Below are 22,373 nucleotides of genomic sequence, written 5' to 3' on the forward strand. Positions count from 1 at the left end.
TGCACGAAATACAACATTCCCCTCATCAAATTAGCCTCAATCGAAAATTATTGCAGGAAATGCAGCATTTCCCCCAATCTAAGCCGATTAATGAACCAATTCTTGTATTTCATACAACAATACTCCGGAAAACCCCCGGTTATATGAACTAAAGTTGTAATACTTACAACATTTACGCGAATAGAGAGAGCGCTCGATAATTTTGATTATCTGTGAGGAGGGAGCTCTGAATCTATGTGATCCTCACCTGAAATTCTAATTTACATTCAAGAAACAATTCACTTATAAAGCTATGTTATTCCAGTATTGGACTTCAGCATGCTTCTTGTCCTGGCGGAGCTCAAGGGATACACTTGTGCTATGAATACTGGCGAAGGAGGCATGCAGCATGCCGGAGTTGAACGGGAGTCTTTTTCAGCAGGCCTTGCTTGACGGGGATTACAGCCCGCGATTCCTGGCCTACTACTACAAGCAGTGGAGCCATTACACAATGGCCTATCATCACCATAACTCCACGGAAATCATGTATCTGATCTCAGGCAGCTGTGTGGTTGAGGTGCGGGATGAATCGGGCGGCCATACCCCCTTCCGGCTGAAGCGGGGAGAAATGATTTTGCTGGATGCGGGCGTTCCCCACAGGCTGATCGTCGAAGACGGGTCCTCCTGCCGGATGCTGAATGTGGAATTCGCGTTCACAGAGTACGGCGGTGTAGCTCCCTCAGTAGGCAGGCTGGCCCAGGAGGAGGAGGCGCTGGCGGAATTGCTGCAGAGTCCCTTCGATAGTCTGGTGCTGTCAGACCAGGAAGAGGTGTTTCATGTTCTAAAGGCATTGGTGCTGGAGCTGGATCAGCAGGGGAAGCACGGAAACAGCATGGCGCATCTGCTCTTCTCGGAATTGCTGCTGCGTCTGTCCAGACTGCGGCGGGAATCGCTGCCGGCCAGCCAGCAGCCTTCGCAGCTCTACGTACGGCGCGCGGTAGAGTTTCTGCACCAGAACTATGACCGGAGTATTCAAGTCAAGGAGGTCGCGCTCACTGTGAATGTCCACCCAGGCTATCTGCAGCGGATCTTCAGGACACATACAGGCCAGACCTTAACCGATTACCTGAACAGGCTGCGTATGGAGAAGGCACGGATGCTGCTTGGGCAGAGCGAGATTCCGGTCGCAGAGATCGCCGATTATGTGGGCATCAGCAGCAGGCAGTATTTTCATCTCCTGTTCAAAAAGTATACCGGCTGTACTCCGATCGAATACCGGAACTCGCTGGACCGCCATTCCTGGAGTGAGGAATAGATGAGTTTTTACTCTAAAGGTGAGGATTATTGACACTATGACGGCAAAGTGGTCATGATATTGGTTACGCTTCCCGCAGCCTCCTTGCTACAATGGACAGGAACCCACTATTCTTTACCGGAGGATGATAACGATGTCTTTTAAAGTAACCTTTATCGGGGCGGGCAGTATCGGATTTACACGCGGGCTGCTGCGCGACCTGCTGACAGTACCGGAATTCCGTAATATTGAAGTCTCATTCATGGATATAAACAGCCATAATCTGCAGATGGTCACCGAGCTGTGCCAGCGGGATATTAAGGAGAACGGCCTGGACATTATGATCGCTCCCACCACGGACCGGAGAGAAGCGCTGAAGGATGCCAGGTACGTATTTTGCACTATCCGCATGGGCGGCCTTGAGGCGTTCGCCACCGATGTGGATATTCCGCTGAAATACGGCGTGGACCAATGCGTAGGTGATACGCTGTGTGCTGGAGGGATCATGTACGGACAGCGCGGTATTGCCGAGATGCTGGAGATCTGCCGGGATATCCGGGAGACGGCTGCGCCGGATGTGCTACTACTGAATTACTCGAATCCAATGGCCATGCTCACCTGGGCCTGCAATAAATATGGCGGTGTGCGGACCATCGGACTCTGCCATGGTGTACAGCACGGACATCATCAGATCGCCGAAGTCTACGGGCTGGAGAAGTCGCAGGTGGATATTATCTGCGCCGGAATCAATCACCAGACCTGGTACATCTCTGCGAAGCATGAGGGCAAGGATCTGACGGCCGGATTGCTGGAGGCCTTCGAGCAGCATCCGGAATTCAGCCGCACCGAGAAGGTGCGGATCGATATGCTCCGGCGCTTCGGCTACTACAGCACGGAGTCGAACGGACATCTGAGTGAATATGTTCCCTGGTACCGCAAACGCAGCGGCGAGATTCTGGACTGGATCGATCTGGGCAGCTGGATCAACGGCGAGACAGGCGGATACCTGCGGGTCTGCACAGAAGGCCGCAACTGGTTCGAAACGGACTTCCCGAACTGGATGAAGGAACCGGCTCTGGAGTATACCCGGGAGAACCGTGGCGAGGAGCATGGCTCCTATATAATAGAAGGACTTGAGACGGGCCGCGTATACAGAGGGCATTTCAATATGGTGAATAACGGGGTCATCTCCAATCTGCCGGATGATGCCATTATTGAAGCTCCGGGGTATGTAGACCGCAACGGTATCTCGATGCCGCTGGTCGGCGACCTGCCGCTGGGCCCGGCGGCTGTCTGCAATGTAAGTATCTCCGTGCAGCGGCTGGCCGTGGAAGCAGCCGTGCATGGCGATGACAAGCTGCTGCGCCAGGCCTTCATGATGGACCCGTTGGTCGGTGCGGTATGTAATCCGAAGGAGATCTGGCAGATGGTGGATGAGATGCTGGTTGCCGGAGAGCCTTGGCTGCCGCAGTACGGTGCGGCTATAGCTGAAGCGAAGGAACGCCTCGCTTCCGGTAATCTGATCCCGACGAATGCCGGCAACGAAGGCGCTGCCCGGCTGAAGGTGAAGACGGTGGACGAGATGATGCAGGACCGTGAGGCCGCGAACAAAAACGCGGGGGAGTCCGATAAGGGCAAGGATAGAGAGAAGGTGCACTAAATAAGTTACTCCGGCCGGAAGCAGCCCGTTTTGCTTCCGGTTTTTTGTTGATGTTCGGGGACATGAAGTTCACACAAATTAGATTGAAGCCGGAAATGAAAAATTGGGGGGAGTGGCGGAAGTGGGGGAGTGGGGGGAGTGGCGGGAGAGGTGGGAGAGGTGGGGAAAAGCTGAAGAAGCGGGAGAGGCGGTAGTGGTGGATGTGACGGATGTGGCGGAAGTGAGGGAGTTACTGGTGCAGATGGCGTAGTCGGAATGAAGCGGACTGAGAAGACGCTATTTTGACCAAAAGCCTCATATTGCCGCTGATTCGGACTGAGATTCCGTTGTCTTGTTCAAATGGGCCACAAATGAAGCCTGATCGGACAATTAACGGAATCTCAGTCCGCTTGGCCCGCGAATCTGCCCAATCTGACGGAATAGCGGAATCTCAGTCCTTTTCACAGACTGAATGGAGCCGGAGTGGGGTAAACGCGCCGTTGGAACGCCCCGCCAACGCCCAAATCGTCACCGCAGAACGCTCCGCGGAGTCCTAAGGCTCACTCCCGGACCAGCTTGTCATTTTGCAGCTTGGTAATCTTGCGGCGGATAGGCATACTTATTGAAATGAAGAACAGGGCCAGAACGATGAGCAGCAGGCCCATGATAAGGTTGATTCTGATGAGGGCGGTGGGATTGTTCACAAACATCAGGGATATATTAAAGACGCCAATGATCAGCTCCACCACCGCGAGCGAAATCCATAACCGGTATATTCTCTGATAATGCTTGATTTTGGAATCGGTATCCGAATAGATGGTGAAGGCACCCTCCGCTGCTTTTCTTCGAAAGATCACCCAGCGCGGGTTGACATATACAGTTTTGCCCGATGGCTTTTTGCCGGCTGGCACACGCTCGGCTCCGGTCTCCTCCATAAACTGCAGGTATTCGGCAGACTTGGCTTTCTTCGGATCTTCCTCCAGCAGCTCCAGCCGGTAGATGTATTCCCCCGGGGCGCTCTCTTCAAAAACATAACGGGCCCAGGAGTATTCAACAAGCGCAAGACCTTTGGCGGACATGTCATTCAGCCACTGCTCTTCCTTCTCAAAATCCGCGAAATATTTGCGTATCACATGACTCATTCCGGTTCGCCTCCTATTAGCTTTCTTCCATTCGACAGCAGTTCGTCAAGCCTGGTCATTTCGCTCAGCAGTGCAGATCTGCCTGACTCCGTAATCCGGTACTCCTTCTTGCGGGAATCCTGCCCGCCCGCCAGCGGCTCAATCCAGCCCCGCTCCACCAGCGTGCCAAGCGCGCCATACAGCGTGCCGGCGCCAAGCTCCACGCGCCCGTTACTCAGCAGCTTCACATTCTGCATAATTCCGTAGCCGTGCATCGGGGTGAACAGTGACAGAAGAATATAATATACGCCTTCTGTCAGCGCCCCGTATTCATTGCTTCCTGACAAATGCCTCACCTGCCTTAGTCTAGTATTAACGGATCGTTGCATCAACTGACGTTATAGCAATCGCCGTTACATCGTCTGACGCTATATCGTCAACCGATATACATATTATATCGGTAGCCGATATATCAGTCAATAGGATTTTGCGGAAAATACAAAAGCAAAAAGCAAAAAGCAAAAAGCAAAAAGCAAAAAGCAAAAAGCATCCCCTTGCGATGGATGAAAAGCTCGCAAGGGGATGCTTTTTGGCCTGGATAGCAGACGGAGGGGGAACAATGCCGAAATAAGCATCCTGCATGACGTTGATCATTCTTGTTGCTGTAAGCCACGGGAAACACCTCAGCTTAAGCACCGGTTGTTTTTTTACCGAAAAACGTCTTCAGCGCCTGATAGACTTCCTTCTTATCCTTAATGACATAATGCATGAACTGCTCCTGCTTCAGGTGGCGGTAGGCGGACATCAGTGTGCTGCTGCGGTTGTACTGGTTCACCTCGCCATAGCCGAACATGTTGCTGCGCTTCAGGAGTTCCCCGATCAGCTTGACGCAGCGTTCATTGTCGGAGGTCAGGTTGTCGCCATCCGAGAAATGGAAGGGGTAAATGTTGTATTTGGCCGGAGGATAGCGGCTGTCGATAATCTCCAGTGCCTTCTGGTAAGCCGAGGAGCAGATGGTGCCGCCGCTCTCGCCGCGCGTGAAGAAGTCCTGCTCGCTGACCTCTTTGGCCTCGGTATGATGGGCCAGGAATACAATGTCCACCTTCTCATACTGGCGGCGCAGAAAGCGGGTCATCCAGAAGAAGAAGCTGCGTGCGCAGTATTTTTCAAAAGTGCCCATGGAGCCTGAGGTGTCCATCATCGCAATAATTACGGCATTGGAATGGGGAACCGTAATGTCATCCCATGTTTTGTAGCGCAGATCGTCCGGGCTGATGCTGTGAATTCCCGGATTCCCGCTGCTGGCGTTGCGCCGGAGATTCTCCATCAGTGTGCGTTTTTTGTCTATGTTCGACATCATGCCTTTTTTGCGGATATCGTTGAAGACGATGGACTTAACCTCGATTTCTTCCTTGTCCTTCGGCTTCAGGTGGGGAAGCTCCATATCCTGGAACAGAATATCCTCCAGATCCTCAATATCCACTTCGGCTTCGACGGTATCCTGCCCGGGCTGATCCCCCGCCTTGTCACCTTTGCCCGGCTGGGCGGACTGCGAATCGCGGCCGAGCACATCGCCTACCTGACTCTCCCCGTCCCCCTGGCCGACATGCTTCTGCTTGCGAAAATTATAGATAATCCGGTATTCATCCAGACTGCGGATCGGCACCTTTACAATCTGCTTGCCGCCCGACAAAATAATGTTCTCCTCAGTAACGAGATCCGGCAGATTATCCTTAATGGCTTCTCTGACCTTTTGCTGGTGACGCTCCTGATCCTGATGGCCTTTGCGGTGAAGGGACCAGTCTTCTTTAGACACAACAAAGGCGTATGGACCGGTTGGCTGGGGCAAGGATGACCACCTCCCATGATTCTCTGAAATTGGTACAGGCTACGCTTGTGACGGGTGCGGCTGGTTGTAACTAAAGTATATTCATGGGGATGGGGGATATGTGAGCTGTATTATTCACTGATTTCCTCAATGTGCAGTTTATAGCTGTTCGAGCGGGCTTCGCCGGAGTATCTGCGTCCGTCTATCGTGAATAAATACAGGGCGGTCGAGGATCCCTGAAGCGATGTGCCCATATAATCAAGGTTGATTTTCACAAAATAAGTGAGGGTGACGGTCTGCCCGGGCTGCAGTGTTCCCAGTGCCACAGTTCCGCTGTACGGGGTTTCGGGTACAGTGATGGCGCTGATGGTAACGATATCCGGATCAATTACTGCTCCTTGCGGCACAATCCGGACCACAGAGACTTCTGCCGGATAATTCCCGCTGTTGGTGACAAGGGTCCGGAATTCGGCAATGCTTCCAGGCTCGACAACCGGCGGCTCCCCTTGCATTTGAATGGAGACGATTGGCGAGAACAGCAGCGTAGTCACAGCGTTGGTCCGGGCGATCTGCCGGACATTGCGTCCATCCGGAAGGGTGAACGTGTATTGGACACTGCCCTGGTTCTGGATGGCCGGAGTCTGGCGGACATCGGTAGCGCCCGGAATGGATACGAGACAATCAACCCTTACCGCCGAGCCTGCTCTTACCGTTCCGAGCGGAATGCCGTCCGCGGGCCGTATTCCCTTCCGGGGAACACCGTCAATATGGATGCTATCCCAGATGAATAGAACATTTGCCGGAATGAAGTCGGTCAACAGAGCCTCTACAGCCAGGTTTCCGTTGTTGCGCACGGTGAACTCATACCGCAGATTATCGCCGGGAGCGGCACTGTAGAGATCTACCTTCAAGCTGGCGGATACTCCCGGCTGGACGACCGTTATGAGTACTGTATTGCTCTCAGCGGTATTCCTGCTGTCATTGACCTCATAGGTGACCACCGCCTTCGCCGGCAATACCGGGTCCGGAGGGATTGCAGCCACCCGCACACGGAAGGAAATCTCGGCAGCCGAGCCTGTACTCAAGGAACCCAGCCTGATGCCAAGGGCCGGGTCGGCCTCGGGCTGGTAGACCCCGCCTGCAATAACGCTGCCGGGGATGAATATAGCACCTTCCGCAACCAGAATGGTGGCGATAACCCCGGCCAGCGGCCGGGTACCTTCATTTCTGAGCTGCAGTGTATACGTCACGGCATCGCCGACAAAGGTAGTGGGTGTGCTGGCAGAGAGAAGCGTGGACAACTGATAAGAGAGCAGGGAGACAGTCACCGGGTTGGAGCGGACCTCCCCGCGCACCGTTCTTCCTTCGGGTGTGGAGAAGGAATAGGTGCCGACTGCCCTGTTGTGCAAGGCCAGAGAAGGCGGGAGCGATACTACAATGACCTGGAAGGCGATCATAACTCCGGAATGCGGAGAGAGTGTGCCTACCGGTATACCGGTAGACGGAGTGACCCCCGGAAGGGGGACTCCGTCTCTAAGCACACTGTTGACAATAAAGGATACACCCGCAGGAAGGACATCAACGATGGTGAGCAGTGCGGGCGTATTGCCGCTGTTCTTGGCGAATACGGTGTAGACGAGCGTCTCCCCCAGGGAGGCGCTCGTGTGATCCGTAAGCTTGAGAAGGGATAGAACAGGGCCCACGACGGGAGTATTGACGGTATTGGAATAGGTAATGGCGTTAATACCCTCTGCCGAGCTGAATAGTACCATGGACTGGTTGCTTACGACAGGTTGAAGCCGTGAGCCTTCTGTCATATTACAATGACCTGAACCTGGAAGGTTACTGTAGTGGACGCACCGGCGGCAATCGTGCCGATGACTACACCGGCAGCCGGGTTCGCACCCGGGCGGAAGACTCCGTCTACGGCAACACTGCCAACGACAAATTGGCTGCCTGCCGGAATCGGGTCAACCAGTACAACATTGTTGACGGGAACGATGCCGTTGTTGGTCACAACAATGGTATAGGTAATAATGTCGCCTACTACCGCATCGATTGCAGGAGTGCTCTTGACTGCTGTTACGTCCGGTGAAGAGACAGGGATAATCAGTGTATTCGACAGTGCAGAACCTGAGAGCAGACGGCCATCCGGCGGTGTGAAGGTGAAGGTGGCGGCGGCCTGGTTCACGAGCTGCTGCGGAGAAGGCAGGGAAGCTACCGTGACCTGCAGGGTGACTGTCACGAGGACTGTAGCTCCGGCTGCGATGGTGCCGAGATTAATTCCGGTAGCCGGGTCTGCACCCGGAACAGGCTGGCCGTTGACCAGTACGCTGTTCGGAATGAATACAGCTCCCGGCGGGATAGAGTCTGTTAAGGTTACGACAGCTGGCAGATTGCCTGAATTGGTAACGTTGAAGGAATAGGTCACGGTATCTCCAACCGTCGCATTGGCCGTATCCGCAGCTTTTAGAATGCCGATGATCGGCTGGAATACCGGAGTAATGAGATTGTTGGAATAAGATGCGCCAGAGAAAGCACCGGAAGTGAAGCTTACCGAAGCCTGGTTGTTCAGGATGGCCGGATTAGGCAGGGAGTTGACCAGAATATTGAATGTAACCAGGACCGTCGCGCCCGGGGCCACTGTTGCCAGTGAAATACCGTTGGCCGGATTCGCTCCCGGCAGCGGAGTACCGTCCACAACTACGCTTCCGGCAACAAAGGTAGAGCCTGCCGGAATCGGGTCGCTCAGTACAACATTATTGATCGGCGCTATGCCGCTGTTGGTAACGCTAATGCTGTATGGAACGGTATCTCCCACAACTGCATCGGTTACAGTAGTGCTTTTGACAACGAGTACATTTGGCGATGATACCGAAATCTGATTGATGTTCGAGCTGGCCGACTGGTTGAAGGTCCGTCCGTCAGGAAGCGTATAGCTGAAGGCGATGATGGCCTGGTTGTTGAGCTGCTGGCTGGCCGGCAGTGTAGTAATGACGACAGAGAATGTTACCGCCAGCGATGCACCTGCAGCAACCGAACCCAGAGGGATTCCGGTGGCGGGATCAGCACCCGGTGCCGGGAAGCCGTTGATCAGCACGCTGTTAGGAACAAGCGTTGTACCTGCAGGAATCGTATCGGTCAGAGTGGCAGCCGCCGCATAGTTCCCCGAATTGCTGACATTGACAGTATAAGTAATGGTGTCTCCAACGGTTGCATTTACAGAGTTTGAGCTTTTGGCTGCCGCAATAATCGGCTGGAAGACCGGAGTGGTTACAATGTTCGAGAAGGCAACACTGGACAGTGCCCCGGAAGTGAAGCTGACCGATGACTGATTGTTAAGCACTCCCGAAACAGGGAGGGACGTTACTGTCACACTGAAAACTACAGTTACTGAAGCGCCTGGAGCGATGCTGCCTATTGTTACCCCGGTAGAAGGTGAAGCAGCCGGACGAGGGACGCCGTCCACCACTACACTGCCGGGAATAAAGGCCGTTCCTGCAGGTAAGGCATCTGTAAATACGACATTGTTAACGGTAGCGATCCCGTTATTGGTCAGACTGACCGAATACGTAATCGTATCGCCAACATTGGTAGCGGTGGTTGTGGTCGTTTTGACGACCGCGAGATTCGGATTCGAGACAGGGATGGTCAGTGTGTTGGTGAGCGCCGATCCGCCAAGGGTTCTTCCGTCAGGCAAGGTGAAGCTGTAGGCCACCGTTCCCTGATTAACCAGTGTTTGCGGTGTAGGCATTGAAGTGATCACCACCGAGAATGAGACAGCGACGGTTGCTCCGGCGGCGATAGTTCCAGCGGCAATTCCGGTGGTGGGGTTGGCCTGCGGCAGAGGCAGCCCGTTGATCAGAACACTGTTTTCCTCAAAAGTAGTCCCGGCTGGGATGTTGTCCGTTACTGTCAGACTAGCTGCGTAGTTGCCTGTATTGCTGACAGTTATAGTGTAGGTCACTGTATCGCCCACCGTTGCGTTCGCGGTGTTGGCGGTTTTGACAGCGGCGATATTCGGCTGGAAGACGGGGACCGCCACAGGGTTAGAGAAGGTGGAGCCTGTAAAGACACCTGAAGTGTAAGTTACCGAAGCCTGATTATTTATTGAGGCATTAGCTGGTACGGATGTTACCGTGACACTATAGGAGACTACGGAAGATGCACCGGATGCAAGCGTGCCGATTGAAATTCCGGAAGCCGGGTTGGCATTTGGAAATGGCACGCCATTTACAGATACGCTGCCCGGCACGAAGGCTGTCCCATCGGGCGTTGGATCGCTAAGCACTACATTATTAACCGGGTCTATTCCGTTGTTCGTGATGCTTACGGAATAGGCGATAGTATCGCCGATTGCCACCGAGGTTGAAGTCGTGCTCTTAACAACCGCCAGATTAGGAGCGGAGACAGCGATCGTTACAGTGTTGGAGACGGCACTTCCGTTCAGCAGCCGCCCGTCCGGCGGCGTGAAGGTGTAGGTGGAAGCCGCCTGATTCACAAGCTGCTGCGGTGATGGCAGGGAGACAATGAAGACGGTGAAGCTGACAGACACACTGGCGCCGGGATCGACAACCCCGACAGCAATGCCTGTATCCGGTGCTGCGCCCGGCTGAGGGAAGCCGCCGACAATGACGCTGTTCGGATCAAAAACGGTGCCGGCCGGAATATTGTCGGTTAACGTTACATTGGCCGCAACATTGCCGGCATTGCTGACAAGGATGGTATAGATGACCGTGTCGCCGACTGTGGCGTTCAGGTCATTGGCGCTTTTGGCAAGCGTGATCTGCGGCTGCGTTACCGGTGTGGTAGTGACGTTGGAAGATGAAGAGCCGGAGAAGACCCCGGAGGTGAAACTGACGGTTGACTGGTTATTGACCTGTGAAGGAATCGGCATTGTTATCCTCACCTCGAATGTTACGGCAACTGTTGCCCCTGGGCCCAGACTGCCGATTGGAATGCCGGCGGACGGAACTGCCAGCGGCTGGGAGACGCCGCCTACAATTACGGTTCCGGGAATGAAAGCCGCATTCTCAGGCAGAGGATCGCTGAGAATGATATTGCTGACAGATGTAATACTGTTGTTGGTCAGCACGGAGGTGAACGTAAGAATGTCGCCGGTCACGGCATCGATGGCATTCACGCTTTTGACAACACTGACATTGGGGGCAGAGACGGGAACAGTCAAAGCGTTCGATACGGTATTTCCGCCGAGCTGCCGTCCGTCCGGCAGCGTGAAGGTATAGGAGGCGGCCGCTGAATTGACCAGCTGCTGGTTCGGCGGCAGTGACGTAACGGTAACCAGAAAACTGACGGTGACGCTGTCTCCGGGAGCAAGCGGGCCTACCGGAATTCCGGTCAGCGGGCTGAAGCCGGGCAGCGGCGTTCCGCCTACGCTAACACTGTTGGTCTCGAAGACCGTTTGCGGCGGCAGAATGTCGGTCAGATTCAGGGTTGCGGCAATATTGCCGGTATTGCTGGCGAATATGGAGAAGGAGAGCAGACTGCCCACCGATGCTTGTGCAGGGCTGGAGCTTTTGACTAGCCCAATCACCGGGGTGAAGACTGGAGTAAGTATAGTGTTCGAAAGAGCTGTTCCGCCGAATGCACCCGCTGTGAAAGAAGCGCTCGCCCGGTTATTCAGCTGAGGCGGGCTTGGAACAGAAGTGGCGTTGACCTGGAAGACTACAATACTCGTTGCTCCGGCAGCAAGCGTACCCAGGGCGATCCCGGCATTCGGATTCGCAGACGGTACAGCAGCCCCGTTCACCGTGACGGTTCCCCCTACAAAGGCGCTCCCGGCAGGGGAGGGATCGGACAGAACGACATTGTTAACCGCCACACCGCTGGGGTTGGATACCGACACGGTGTAGGTGAGATATTCACCTACTGCTATAGCGGTGACATTGGCGCTCTTAAGCAGCATGATGTTAGGTGCAGATACCGGAATGGTAACCGTGTTCGACACACTTCCGCCGGACAGGGCACGTCCGCTGGGCAGCTGGTACGTATAGCTGCTGCTTCCCTGGTCGGTCAAGGTTGCCGGAGAAGGCAGAGATTGAACCGAAGTCAGAAAAGTCACAGTAAAGCTTGCCCCGGGTGCTACGGACCCCAGCGGGATTCCGCTAACGGGTGAGTCTGCCGGGCGGACAACGCCATTCACCATAACACTTCCGGCAACGAAGACGGACCCGGCCGGAATAGTGTCGGTCAAGCTCACCGTTGCTGCGAGGTTGCCTGTGTTCCTCACCAGCAGCGTATACTGCACATTGCCCCCGACCGTCGCGCTGCCCGGACTCGCGCTTTTGACAATACCGATTACGGGTTGATATACAGGGGTTAGGGTTGTATTCGACTGGGTGATTGCATTAAATGCTCCCGAGCTGTACGAAGCGGACGACTGGTTGGAGAGCTGGCTGCTTCCCGGCACGGAGGTGACATTCACCTGGAACGTAACGGTTACGCTGGCCCCCGGAGCGATGGTTCCGATGGTAATCCCGGAAGCCGGATCAGCAGTCGGCCGCGCACTCCCGGCTACAACGACACTTCCGGGTACGAAGGTGCTGCCGGCGGGTACCGGATCAGAAAGGACGACATTCGTGACTGCAACAATTCCGTTGTTAGTGACTACTGATGTATACAGCAGGGTGTCGCCTACGGCAACATCCGGGAAGCTGGCGCTTTTGACGATGGCGACACTTGGCAGCCTCACCGGTATGGTCAGCGTATTGGAGGCTGCCGTGCCGGAAACGGTCCGGCCGTCGGGAACGATAAAGGTATAGGCTGCCGTGGCCTGATCGACCAGCTGCGGAGGCGAGGGCAGACTGTTTACCAGTACACGAAATTGCACAGTTGAGGTTGCACCGGCAGCAATGGTGCCGATAGGAATGCCGGCGGCGGGATTACCTGCTACCGGAGTACCGTTGACCGTAAAGCTTCCCGGAACATAGGTGCTGCCCGCAGGAATGTTGTCAGTAAGCGTAGTTGTGGCGCCGATGTTGCCGGTGTTAGCAATCTGCAGCGTATAGAGAATCTGATCACCGACGGTGGCGTTGGTCGTATTGGCGCTTTTGACGATGCCAAGAACCGGAGAATAGACCGGCAGCGAGCTTGTATTGGATGGAATAACCCCGCTTACAATCGGGCCGCCGGCCACACTTTGGAAGGTGAACGCGGCATTGGCTGTATTGGCGACAATTTGCGGGTTTGGCAAGGATGTGACCCTGGCTTGATATGTAATCGTGATTGAAGTACCCAGAGCCAGAGAGCCGAGAGGGATGCCTGAGGTAATGTCAAAAGTCGGCCTGGCAACACCGGCTACGACCACGGTTCCTGCAACAAAGGTAAGACCCGCCGGCAATGTGTCTGATAGTACAACACTTGCGGCACTTGCTGTACCGGTATTGCTGACGGTAACGGTGTACGTGACCAGATCACCAACGATTGTACCGGCGACATTGGAAGCCTTGGTTAATGAGATTCTGGGTGCATTGATATCAATCTGCAACCCGTTAGCGTTAACCACGTAGGCATCGCCCGACGTAGTCAGTGTCAGCAAAGCCGAGGACTGATTGTTAACCAGGCGCGCGCCAACATCCACGTTCGTGATATCCCAGCCCTGCCGGCCGCCGACAATGTTGGAGCCGGGACTGCCGTTAGTCTGGTTACGGTTTCCGAACGTGCCGGTGGTATTCAGGTTGCCGGTATCATTATTGATCTGTGAAGCGAAGAAGTTGTTCGCAAAGTTGTTTGGGCCTGACAAAGCGACCTGGGTCGCAGGGGTAGGCCCGAAGAGCGCCTGATCCCCTGAACGGTTGGCATCTCCTTCCTGGGCACTGAACATGATGCGGCCGCCGAGTGCTCCTGTGACAGGTGTGGCAAATCCGGTAATTGTTGTGACAACCGGGGCAGAGGTGGACTGGACAAGTACGGCCCCCGCCCGCAGAGACATGTTGCGGAAAGGGAGTGACGGATTCTGGTAGATGACAGCGAGCGTCCACCCCGCATGATTGGCAGTAGCATCACCGTTGATAACGATGGTGCCGACTACGCCTCCGGTGATATAGGTTCCGGCTCCAGAGGCTTGAATAATGCTTGTCACATTGGCGGAACGGACATACGCGAGCGCTCCGCCTCCCAGATCTACGGAATTGGCAGTGGCTGCGTCGGGGGACACGCTGACCGTGTTGCCGAGCGGTGTTATGAAAGAAACGGGATTGTTGATCGCCGCACTGAGGTTGACGTTCCCGTTAACATAGGAACCGCCCCAGATCAGTTCTGCATACAGGACCGTGCTTCCCGCCGGAAGCACCAGGACCGCTGCTGAACTGTTGCTCAGGTACAGATTTGTAGTGCCAGCAGGATAAGTGCCGAATATGGAGGCTGTATTTACCGTGGAGAAGGCCCCGATACTATCCTGGGTACCCGGAACCCCAAGCGTTTCGGACCGGCTTAACCCCAATGTATTACCTGTAAAAGTAATGGCACCTGTTGCATTAACCGTAGACCGAACGACTAGAGGAATGATTTTCACCTCCTTTTGGGAGTGCTGAATACAAATAGGAAGACAACGAAAAAAAGCAGACCGACTCCTGCTTGAGGTCGATGTGCCATCTTTCTTGTGTGGTATTAGCCTATGTGCGGTGCCGGGCATTATTGTATGTCCATTTGCGATTCTTTTTCATTAATTATGTCTGTTCTGCGACCGGAGCCGGCGGTCGAACAGCGCGCGCGGTTCTGGATAGACTTTTCTGCTCATTGCTTCCAGCTCTTCCCGGCTGATCTCCTGCTTAATTACGGCAAAATGATACATGATTTCATGGACGACGTTGGACTGCAGCGTCTTGAGCACCTCCAGTTCCTCCGTCTCATAGAGCGAGTCGTCAAAAGGATACTGATAGAACAGCTCCATCCGCAGCAGTCTGAAATCGAACGGCGGCGCAGGGGCCGGATAGTCTGGAATCTCCGGCGAGATTGGGCTGAGCGAAGGCTGAAAAAAGCTGCCGGTCAGATAACGGGGTGTATATTCGTCAAACTTCTGTTTGAACATAGGGTTGGAGATATGCGGGAAACTATGGGCATAGGGTGAGAGAATGCAGACAACCGCTTTATGCGTGCTGATTCTGTGAATCTCGGACAATGCTGCAAACAAGTCGTTTACATAGGGCATTACCCGGCTGGCCATCACGAATTCGGCGGTATTATCAGGCAGGGGAATGCCCTCGCAAATATCGCAGACAATATCCACACCGGGGTATAACTTGCGGTCGATTCCCAGATAACCGGATTCTTTGCCGGGACCGCAGCCGATATCGATTCTCAGGGGAAATCACTCCTTCAAGGTGCTGAATAAGGCTCTCCATCATTGTATTAAATCTGCGGTTCTGTGCGTACGGCGGATGCCCAGCCCCGTCCGGCAAGTTTATGCCCCCCGGCCTTTGGGGTAATCGTTAATAAGGTAAGCAGCAGACTCAGGGCTTACCGTGAGATATGGAGGAGGTAAGGCTATGAGATCACAACGTTCGCTGCCTGCTATTGCAGCAGTCGCTGTACTAATGCTGGCCTTAACCGCCTGCGGCGGGAATCATCCGGCTGAAGCGCCGGGACTACCGTCAGCGGGCCCGACATCTGCACCTGTAGAGAGCGCAGCTGCGCCGAGCCCCAGCCCTGCTCTCCCGCCAAGTCCGACCGGAGCTGCAGAGGCACAGGTTATTCAGGGATCCGGTGTGTATATCGGACAGATTGATAATCATTCCGTAGAGATTGAGACTGAAGAAGGACCCACAGCCTTTGAGCTGGGTGCCGGCACGGAGGATGCGCCGGAGCTGCTTGAAATGGATGATGCCGTGGTTTTTGCGTATGTGGAAAAAGTGGTCGGAAGCGATGGGACCGCGGTCCAGCGTGTGTTGTCCAGCCTGTCCAAGGCAGAGGGCGGAGGGACCGCGCCGGCGGCCAGTGCGCTCCCGGATACTCGGACCTTCAGGCTGACACTGGAAGGGATGGAGGAAGAGAAGACGGCGGCACTTGCCGAAGGAGAAGGGTACTCCCTGTATGTATTTGATATCTTCAGCTTTGACGCAGCTAGCGGCAAGCTGGCGATGAAGGTAGACCCGGGGTATTACGCCGAAATTATCAAGCTTCCTGCCGATTTCAATCTGGATGCCATAGAGCAAGAGGGGAAGGCTGAGCTTGCGGCTACAGGCAAGGTTACGGCGCTTACCCGGGAAGAGCGGGACCGGCGGATGTCCGGCATCCGCTTGTATCTTACCGCAATGGGCTCTGGCCTGACCCGCCAGGTTGCAGTGAAGGAAGTTGACGGCCAAGGCTATCTCATCAAGCTGAACATTCCGCAGCGTGAAGCCTCGGAAGGCTTCGGGCCTCATGTGTATGCTTCACTGGATTCACTGGTTAATCAGTGAAGCACGGAGCAGCGAAGCGGCACCGCCAGCTTACAAGATAAGAATGTATAGGCTTCGCGCCATCCATTATCCTAATCTTTACCGCGGAAACGGTAGTGTCCTTATTAAAGGGGCGCTACCGTTTTCGCTTGCCTGCGGCATGATTTAACCTCCAAAAGAATATTTTTTTGTAACCGGTTTGCGAGAAACTTTTACCCGTGATCTTACGTCAAAGAGTTAGAAATATATGAGATTTTTTTCCTATCTGGGAGGATGAGTTTGTGAAGAAGTTATGGATTTCTATTGTAGTAGGGTTGTTGATAGTTCCGTTACTATTTCAATCCCAGGCCAAGGCGGCAGTCACACCAATCCGCATCATTATTGACGGAGTCCAGTTGTCTACGGATCAGCCTCCGGTAATGGTGAACGGACGGACGATGGTGCCGCTGCGTGCAATCTTCGAAGCCTTCAATGCCGCTATCAAGTGGGATCAGAAGACGCAGACCGTAACGGCGGTGCAGGAGGGTACAACGGTTATATTGAAGATCGGCTCCAAGACAGCTACGATTAATAATCAGTCTGTAAGCCTGGATGTGCCCGGTCAGAATTTGAAGGGCAGAACAATGGTTCCGACGCGGTTCGTAAGTGAAGCGCTGGGCCGGAAAGTGGGCTGGAATCAGACCACCAAGGTTGTGACGGTAACCACTCCGGTACCGGCCGGTGTTAATACTGCTCCGGTATCCGGCGTAACCACGCAGGATATCAGTGATTTCGGTGATGGACGCGACCTGCAGATCAGCTTCAACCGGGTGGCCAATGAGTCCCTGGTGGACCATTACCGCGTTCTGATCGTCAAGGCGGGGAATTCGCTTGATCTGTCGTCAGCACTTGCTGTACCTGCATCTAATTACTCCTCAGTTATGGTAACAGGCGCCAATCCTGTGATTAAACTGACAGCTGCTTCGAGAACGGCAGATGGAGAAGTAATTAAAAGCAGTCAAGGGTATATGGCTTATGTCCTTACGGTAGGCAAAGGAAGTAACATCAGCGCGCTTTCCGGCAGTTCTTCCACCCTTACTCTGACCAATAACATTGCACCGGTAATAAGCAATGTACAAGTGACCGATAATGGCGATTACGGTGACGGGCGCGATCTGTCTGTCAGCTTTAACAAGCTGGCAGATGAGACCAAGATAAGCTCTTACCGGATATTTGTGGTTAAAGCGGCTAACTATTCAGCCTTTAACCTGGCCAAAGCCAATTCTGTCGTCAGTGCCTATTACACACAAGTCACCAAGACAGGTGCTAATCTTGCCCAGATTCTTTCCTCAGGTGCCAGGGATACAGACGGAGCACTGATTCAGACAGGGGTAAGCTACCGGGTATTCGCCATGGCTGTTGACAGCAGCAATACCGCCAATAATGTGTTATCCGCTGCTTCGTCTCCGGTTACCCTGTCCAGCATCGGGATCTCGAGCCTGTATGTCACTGACGTTAACGACTATAATGACGGCCGTGACCTGAAGGTGTCCTTTACCCATGCCGCTGACGAAACGTATATCAGCCAGTACCGGATTCTGGTGGTGCCTACATCCTATTACAGCAGCTACAGCCTGTCTGAGGCGAATAATGTATCGGGAGCCAACTATACTGCTGTGAGCACTTCAGGTTCTTCTACCAGTCTAGTGCTGACCTCGTCCACCAGAGATGTGCGCGGGACGCTGCTGAAGAGCGGAATCAATTATAAAGTGTATATTTTATCTGTCAGAAACGGGATTAATGCAGGATCCAATATTCTTTCTCCTGCCTCTGCCGAAATTACGCTATGGAATGATTTCAGCATGAGTGCTGTGACTAACCTGAGTGTGACCGACGTTAACGATAATGGGGATGGCCGCGATCTGAGGGTGTCATTCACCCATGCGTCAGATGAGACTTATGTCAGCCAGTACCGGATTCTGGTGGTGCCAACATCCTATTACAGCAGCTTCAGCTTGTCTGACGCGAATAATGTATCAAGTGCAAATTATTCATCAGTAGGTACATCGGGCTCCACGACCAGCCAGGTATTAAGTTCCTCCGCCAGAGATGTGCGCGGGAATCTGCTTAAGAATGAGATCAGTTACCGGGTGTATGTATTATCCATTGGAAGCGGAAGTTACACAGGTTCAGGTGTACTTTCGTCAGCTTCATCGGTAATTACGTTATTGAATTCCTCAAGTGTGAGCACAGTTTCCGGCCTCGCTGTCAGCGATGTTACGGACTTCGGTGACGGCCGTGATCTGAAGGTGTCATTTACTCATGCTTCGGATGAAACCTACATCAGAGAGTACCGGATTCTGGTGGTGCCTACATCCTATTACAGCAGCTTCAGCTTGTCTGATGCGAATAATGTCTCCACGTACACTTCAGCAGGTACATCCGGCAATAGCACCAGCACAATTTTAGACTCCTCAGCCAGAGATGTGCGCGGTACTACAATCAAAGATGGAATCAGCTATAAAGTGTATGTGTTGTCCGTTGGAATTGCGAATTATGCAGGCCCGAACGTGTTGTCCGGAGAATCGTCAGTGATTACCCTGGCCGGCAAAACCCCACTCACCTCTGTTACGAATGTAACTTATAGTGTGGACAAAGGTAACCTTCTGATCGGCTTCACCAAATCATCGAACGAGGCTAATATCCTGGAATACCGGGTATACGTAGTCCCTTCCAAGCAAGGGTTTGGTGCAGCGGATGCGCTCGGAGTGCCGGCTTCACAGTATAAGGCGGTGGCTCCAAACGGATCGAATCCGACAGTTGCAGCTGCAGCCAGAGATGTGAACGGAAATGCAATTGCCAGCGGGATTAAATACAAGGTGTACGTTCTTGCCGTAGCCAATAATTATGGTGTGCAGAATGGCGGTCTTTCAGATTCAAGCGAGGAGTTTGAGCTATAACTGCCGATTCTAAGCTGTGAAAAAAGCTGAAAAACACAAACACAGCACGTCTCCAGTACATGGGGAGGTGCTGTGTTTTTTTGTAATTCGTTACGCCTGCCTAGGCAGCGCCTGCATTCACCAGAACCATGGAAATCAGCAGCATGAACACCAGCAGGATAACGGCGTTAATGATGGTCCCGAGGACTGCGAATACCTTACGGCGTCTGCGGAGCGTAAGCCCGACAATGCCGGTGACAGCTCCGATCACATTAACAGCAGCCAGGATCAGCACGGATAAGCCCAAATACATAATCGCTTCCGCTGAATCGGCAATCAGCTTATTATTCTCATTCATGATGGAGGAAGCCTGTGCACCAACATACACAAACGCAATTGCATAACCGACCAGAGTAAACAGAGCGATGACAAAAGAAGCGATGCCGGGGCCTGAGTGCTTGAAGTCGCGTTTGTTCTCCTGATACTCGTATGCTGGATCAGCAGGTATTGGCTGTTCTGATGAGCCCCATTCTGCGGGCCGGGGTGGTGCGGTTTCCGGTTTGGGTGGAGGATTATGGTCCATGGGCTGCACTCCTTGGGATAAAAGATTGATAGTATCACTTTTCCATAAGATGGCTCTAAAAGCAAGTATTACGGCAGAAATATCCGTAAATCCTGCTGCTGGAAATCAGCCCTGCGGATACGTTAAGATAGGAGGAGTTCAAGAGACAAAGGAGCTGTATATCCATGCAACGAAGATTGGTAGCCTGGGGAGCTGTGCTGGCTATGCTGTCCGTGGGAATCGGAGCGTTCGGCGCACATATGCTGAAGGCTGTAATCAGTGAAGAGTACCTGAAAGTGTACGAGACCGGTGTCCAGTATCATATGGTTCACGCACTGGCTCTGATCCTTATCGGCCTGGCAGCAGGCCAGTGGGGAGAGAGTGCCCGGCTTGCCTGGGCCGGCCGGCTGATTGGTGCCGGAATTATTCTGTTCTCCGGCAGCCTGTATATCCTCAGCACCTCCGGGATCAAAATTCTTGGAGCAATTACACCCATCGGCGGCGTATGCTTCCTTGCCGGCTGGATATGCTTTGCTGTGGAGGCTTTCTCGCGTAAGGACTAATAAACAAGCACCCGTTCCCGGAATCCCGGGCGGGTGCTTGTTTGGGCTTGCTTACAAGAATTCGTCGATTTCATTGAGATTGAAAGTGTACACCTGCTTCTCGTCAACATGGTACACGCTTAGCGAGTTAGCGCCTTCATCAAAGTTCAGAATACGGCAGGGCATCGATACCTGCTTCCCGTGCCGGTTCGCTCTCAGCCGGACCAGCTGGTTATTCTGAATATATTGCCTGATCTTGCCGAACACATCTGCCGGCGTTTCCGCGGGTGTGACAACTGGCGGTTTCTTGACGGGAGGTCTTTCAGCAGGCTTGTCCGCAGGCTTCTCTGGCAATTTCACTGAAACCGGCGCTGGAGTGTAAGATTCGTTTCTTAGAGCCAGCTTTGCCGAGCGCAGCAGAGTGTCTATAGTTCTTCCAAGCTCCAGACCGGAGTTAATGTTGAAATCTGTGATTTTATCGCTGTTATTCAACATTTCAAGTAAGTATTGCAGTGCAAGCGGGTTAGTACGGGCATTAATCAGGATATCGACATTGAAGAGATAGTTGCCGTCGGTGTGTTGTAGTTTCTTGTCCATTAATCCCCCAGCTTTATCGTTTAACACGATTCATCAAGTATTTATAAAGTATATAAACTATACCATTAAACAATCAAAATTTATATACCCTCCGGCAGAGAATTAAGGACTTATGACCCCTCTAATTTGTAAAGGAACTAGGACCATCGTCCACACGCAGCTGAAGCAGGACGCATAACTTAGATCGTGGAACGTGATAATAGGAGGTGCTGCAAATGGTAACATTGGAGCCTGTACAGGTGGGCGATTATGTCCTGGTCGGGGTTGAAGTGAAGCTGCCCAAAACTACGCTGCTCAGCATCAGCACAAGCCGTGGATATATCATGTGCGGGGCGCTGGATATAGGACTGCTCAATAATACGCTGAGTGACCGGCAGATTATTGCCGCACGGGCAGTAGGGGTACGCACATTGCCGCAGCTGCTGGCTGCCCCGCTGGAATCCGTTACAATAGAAGCGGAGAAGCTTGGCATCGTTCCGGGCATGACTGGGGCGGAAGCCCTGCTTCTGATGGTGTAAGACAGCAGACTGGATGCGTGTTCAGCAGGGGGCCGGTGGCCCTCTTTTTGTCTGAGGATAAGAATAATTATGTTGTTTCACATGTCCCGGAGCATAAGGCAAGGACTCTTGGCTCATCCTACGGGTTAGGACCGGAAGCGGCAGGACGCGGCGGGAAAAAAGCTGCTTGTCCCGTGTTCTCCTTTGTTTCGCCCTGCGGGCAGAAGGGTAAATGGAGAATAGACTAATGCATAGCCGGATGATGGACAAGCAGCCGGCAAAATATATGGATAAGGAAGGGATCAACTCATGGCTAAAGCATCAAACAAAGTAAATACCGCTTCATTGGAACAAGTACTTAACCGTCAGGTAGCTAACCTCAACGTTCTATATGTGAAAGTGCATAACTATCACTGGTATGTGAAAGGTGAGCAGTTCTTTGCCCTGCATGTGAAGTTTGAAGAACTGTACGATGATATCACGCTCAAAATGGACGAGGTTGCCGAGCGCCTGCTGAGTATCAAAGGCAGTCCTGCAGCGACGATGAAAGAATATTTGGAAATTGCCACTATTCAGGAAGCAACCGGCAAGGAAGATGCACGGGGGATGGTGCAGGCACTCATCGAAGATTTCGCTACAGTAGCGGAAGAATTGACTGAAGGCATCGAACTGGCGGAAGAAGTCAGCGATCAGCCGACTGCGGACCTGTTCATCAAGATCCGCACTGATCTTGAGAAGAATCAATGGATGCTGCGCTCTTTCCTGGGCTGAGTGATAGCTGGATAATCCTTGCTGTGTAAGTTTGAGACAAAAGTATAAACAAAGCCTCCCCTGGGATAATACCATGCGGGAGGCTTTGTTTATGCTACGAACTAAAGAAGAGAGTTCATATAATATTGCAGCAATGAATGTATTCAGTTCCAAGTGGAAATTCAGTAATAGTTGTATATTGGAGACAATTTCATAATTCCAAACCCTTGCTGGGAGCGGTTTTTTTGA

Annotated in this window: 16 protein-coding genes; 8 read left to right on the plus strand and 8 right to left on the minus strand. The window is 53.1% G+C overall.

The window, feature by feature from the left end:
- Window positions 1-397 precede the first annotated feature (397 nt).
- The 3 genes from QW71_RS28765 (at window position 398) to QW71_RS41885 (ending at window position 3,183) form a co-directional block, all read left to right on the plus strand.
- Complete coding sequence (locus tag QW71_RS28765; protein ID WP_039307507.1) at window positions 398-1,294, plus strand: AraC family transcriptional regulator; 897 nt, start codon at window positions 398-400, stop codon at window positions 1,292-1,294.
- A 133-nt stretch (window positions 1,295-1,427) separates the two neighbouring features.
- Window positions 1,428-2,933 (plus strand): alpha-glucosidase/alpha-galactosidase, encoded by a 1,506-nt coding sequence (locus QW71_RS28770; protein WP_039307485.1) that lies wholly within the window; start codon window positions 1,428-1,430, stop codon window positions 2,931-2,933.
- Between the two features lie 121 nt (window positions 2,934-3,054).
- Window positions 3,055-3,183 (plus strand): hypothetical protein, encoded by a 129-nt coding sequence (locus QW71_RS41885; protein WP_268794637.1) that lies wholly within the window; start codon window positions 3,055-3,057, stop codon window positions 3,181-3,183.
- A 289-nt stretch (window positions 3,184-3,472) separates the two neighbouring features.
- On the opposite strand, the gene QW71_RS28775 is transcribed toward QW71_RS41885, so the two are convergent.
- The 6 genes from QW71_RS28775 to QW71_RS28800 all read right to left on the minus strand — a co-directional run bounded on the left by QW71_RS28775 (window position 3,473) and on the right by QW71_RS28800 (window position 15,108).
- Window positions 3,473-4,054, minus strand: coding sequence for a DUF2812 domain-containing protein (locus tag QW71_RS28775; RefSeq protein ID WP_052770381.1), 582 nt, complete (start codon window positions 4,052-4,054; stop codon window positions 3,473-3,475).
- Entirely contained in the window at window positions 4,051-4,380 is a 330-nt protein-coding gene (locus QW71_RS28780; protein WP_039307488.1) for a PadR family transcriptional regulator, read from the minus strand. Before QW71_RS28780 ends, QW71_RS28775 begins: the two co-directional genes overlap by 4 nt.
- Window positions 4,381-4,721: 341 nt before the next feature.
- Window positions 4,722-5,882, minus strand: a complete 1,161-nt coding sequence (gene yhbH, locus QW71_RS28785; protein WP_039307491.1) for a sporulation protein YhbH — start codon at window positions 5,880-5,882, stop codon at window positions 4,722-4,724.
- A 110-nt stretch (window positions 5,883-5,992) separates the two neighbouring features.
- Window positions 5,993-7,678 (minus strand): DUF11 domain-containing protein, encoded by a 1,686-nt coding sequence (locus QW71_RS28790; protein WP_083442772.1) that lies wholly within the window; start codon window positions 7,676-7,678, stop codon window positions 5,993-5,995.
- Window positions 7,675-14,322 carry a hypothetical protein gene (locus QW71_RS28795; protein WP_235441580.1) on the minus strand — a complete coding sequence of 2,216 codons (6,648 nt, stop codon included), beginning with the start codon at window positions 14,320-14,322 and terminating at the stop codon, window positions 7,675-7,677. The genes QW71_RS28790 and QW71_RS28795 overlap by 4 nt, the downstream gene beginning before the upstream one ends.
- 222 nt (window positions 14,323-14,544) lie before the next feature.
- Entirely contained in the window at window positions 14,545-15,108 is a 564-nt protein-coding gene (locus QW71_RS28800) for a class I SAM-dependent methyltransferase (RefSeq protein ID WP_235441581.1), read from the minus strand.
- A 259-nt stretch (window positions 15,109-15,367) separates the two neighbouring features.
- Here QW71_RS28800 and QW71_RS28805 point away from each other — a divergent pair, with 259 nt between their 5' ends.
- Window positions 15,368-16,279, plus strand: a complete 912-nt coding sequence (locus tag QW71_RS28805; protein ID WP_039307495.1) for a hypothetical protein — start codon at window positions 15,368-15,370, stop codon at window positions 16,277-16,279.
- Between the two features lie 260 nt (window positions 16,280-16,539).
- Entirely contained in the window at window positions 16,540-19,197 is a 2,658-nt protein-coding gene (locus QW71_RS28810; RefSeq protein WP_052770384.1) for a copper amine oxidase N-terminal domain-containing protein, read from the plus strand.
- A gap of 100 nt (window positions 19,198-19,297) precedes the next feature.
- Here the strand turns inward: QW71_RS28810 and QW71_RS28815 are convergent, their stop codons facing one another.
- Window positions 19,298-19,759, minus strand: coding sequence for a hypothetical protein (locus QW71_RS28815; protein ID WP_052770386.1), 462 nt, complete (start codon window positions 19,757-19,759; stop codon window positions 19,298-19,300).
- Window positions 19,760-19,923: 164 nt separating this feature from the next.
- Between QW71_RS28815 and QW71_RS28820 the strand changes: the two genes are divergently transcribed.
- Window positions 19,924-20,301 (plus strand): DUF423 domain-containing protein, encoded by a 378-nt coding sequence (locus QW71_RS28820; RefSeq protein WP_039307497.1) that lies wholly within the window; start codon window positions 19,924-19,926, stop codon window positions 20,299-20,301.
- A 51-nt stretch (window positions 20,302-20,352) separates the two neighbouring features.
- On the opposite strand, the gene QW71_RS28825 is transcribed toward QW71_RS28820, so the two are convergent.
- Entirely contained in the window at window positions 20,353-20,877 is a 525-nt protein-coding gene (locus tag QW71_RS28825; RefSeq protein ID WP_039307499.1) for a hypothetical protein, read from the minus strand.
- A gap of 215 nt (window positions 20,878-21,092) precedes the next feature.
- Between QW71_RS28825 and QW71_RS28830 the strand changes: the two genes are divergently transcribed.
- Together QW71_RS28830 and QW71_RS28835 are read left to right on the plus strand one after the other, a co-directional pair.
- Window positions 21,093-21,395, plus strand: a complete 303-nt coding sequence (locus tag QW71_RS28830) for a YunC family protein (protein WP_039307501.1) — start codon at window positions 21,093-21,095, stop codon at window positions 21,393-21,395.
- A gap of 288 nt (window positions 21,396-21,683) precedes the next feature.
- A complete protein-coding gene (locus QW71_RS28835; protein WP_039307503.1) occupies window positions 21,684-22,145 on the plus strand; it encodes a Dps family protein in 462 nt (153 codons plus the stop codon).
- Window positions 22,146-22,373: the final 228 nt, after the last annotated feature.

The organism is Paenibacillus sp. IHB B 3415, assembly GCF_000802655.2.
Taxonomy (GTDB): Bacteria; Bacillota; Bacilli; order Paenibacillales; family Paenibacillaceae; genus Paenibacillus_AQ; species Paenibacillus_AQ phytohabitans.

Excerpts from the sequence above, each read along its gene's own strand:
- QW71_RS28770 (WP_039307485.1), top strand. The coding sequence starts at position 1,428 with ATGTCTTTTAAAGTAACCTTTATCGGGGCGGGCAGTATCGGATTTACA.
- QW71_RS28775 (WP_052770381.1), bottom strand. The coding sequence starts at position 4,054 with ATGAGTCATGTGATACGCAAATATTTCGCGGATTTTGAGAAGGAAGAG.
- QW71_RS28790 (WP_083442772.1), bottom strand. The coding sequence starts at position 7,678 with ATGACAGAAGGCTCACGGCTTCAACCTGTCGTAAGCAACCAGTCCATG.
- QW71_RS28805 (WP_039307495.1), top strand. The coding sequence starts at position 15,368 with ATGAGATCACAACGTTCGCTGCCTGCTATTGCAGCAGTCGCTGTACTA.
- QW71_RS28815 (WP_052770386.1), bottom strand. The coding sequence starts at position 19,759 with ATGGACCATAATCCTCCACCCAAACCGGAAACCGCACCACCCCGGCCC.
- QW71_RS28820 (WP_039307497.1), top strand. The coding sequence starts at position 19,924 with ATGCAACGAAGATTGGTAGCCTGGGGAGCTGTGCTGGCTATGCTGTCC.
- QW71_RS28825 (WP_039307499.1), bottom strand. The coding sequence starts at position 20,877 with ATGGACAAGAAACTACAACACACCGACGGCAACTATCTCTTCAATGTC.
- QW71_RS28830 (WP_039307501.1), top strand. The coding sequence starts at position 21,093 with ATGGTAACATTGGAGCCTGTACAGGTGGGCGATTATGTCCTGGTCGGG.
- QW71_RS28835 (WP_039307503.1), top strand. The coding sequence starts at position 21,684 with ATGGCTAAAGCATCAAACAAAGTAAATACCGCTTCATTGGAACAAGTA.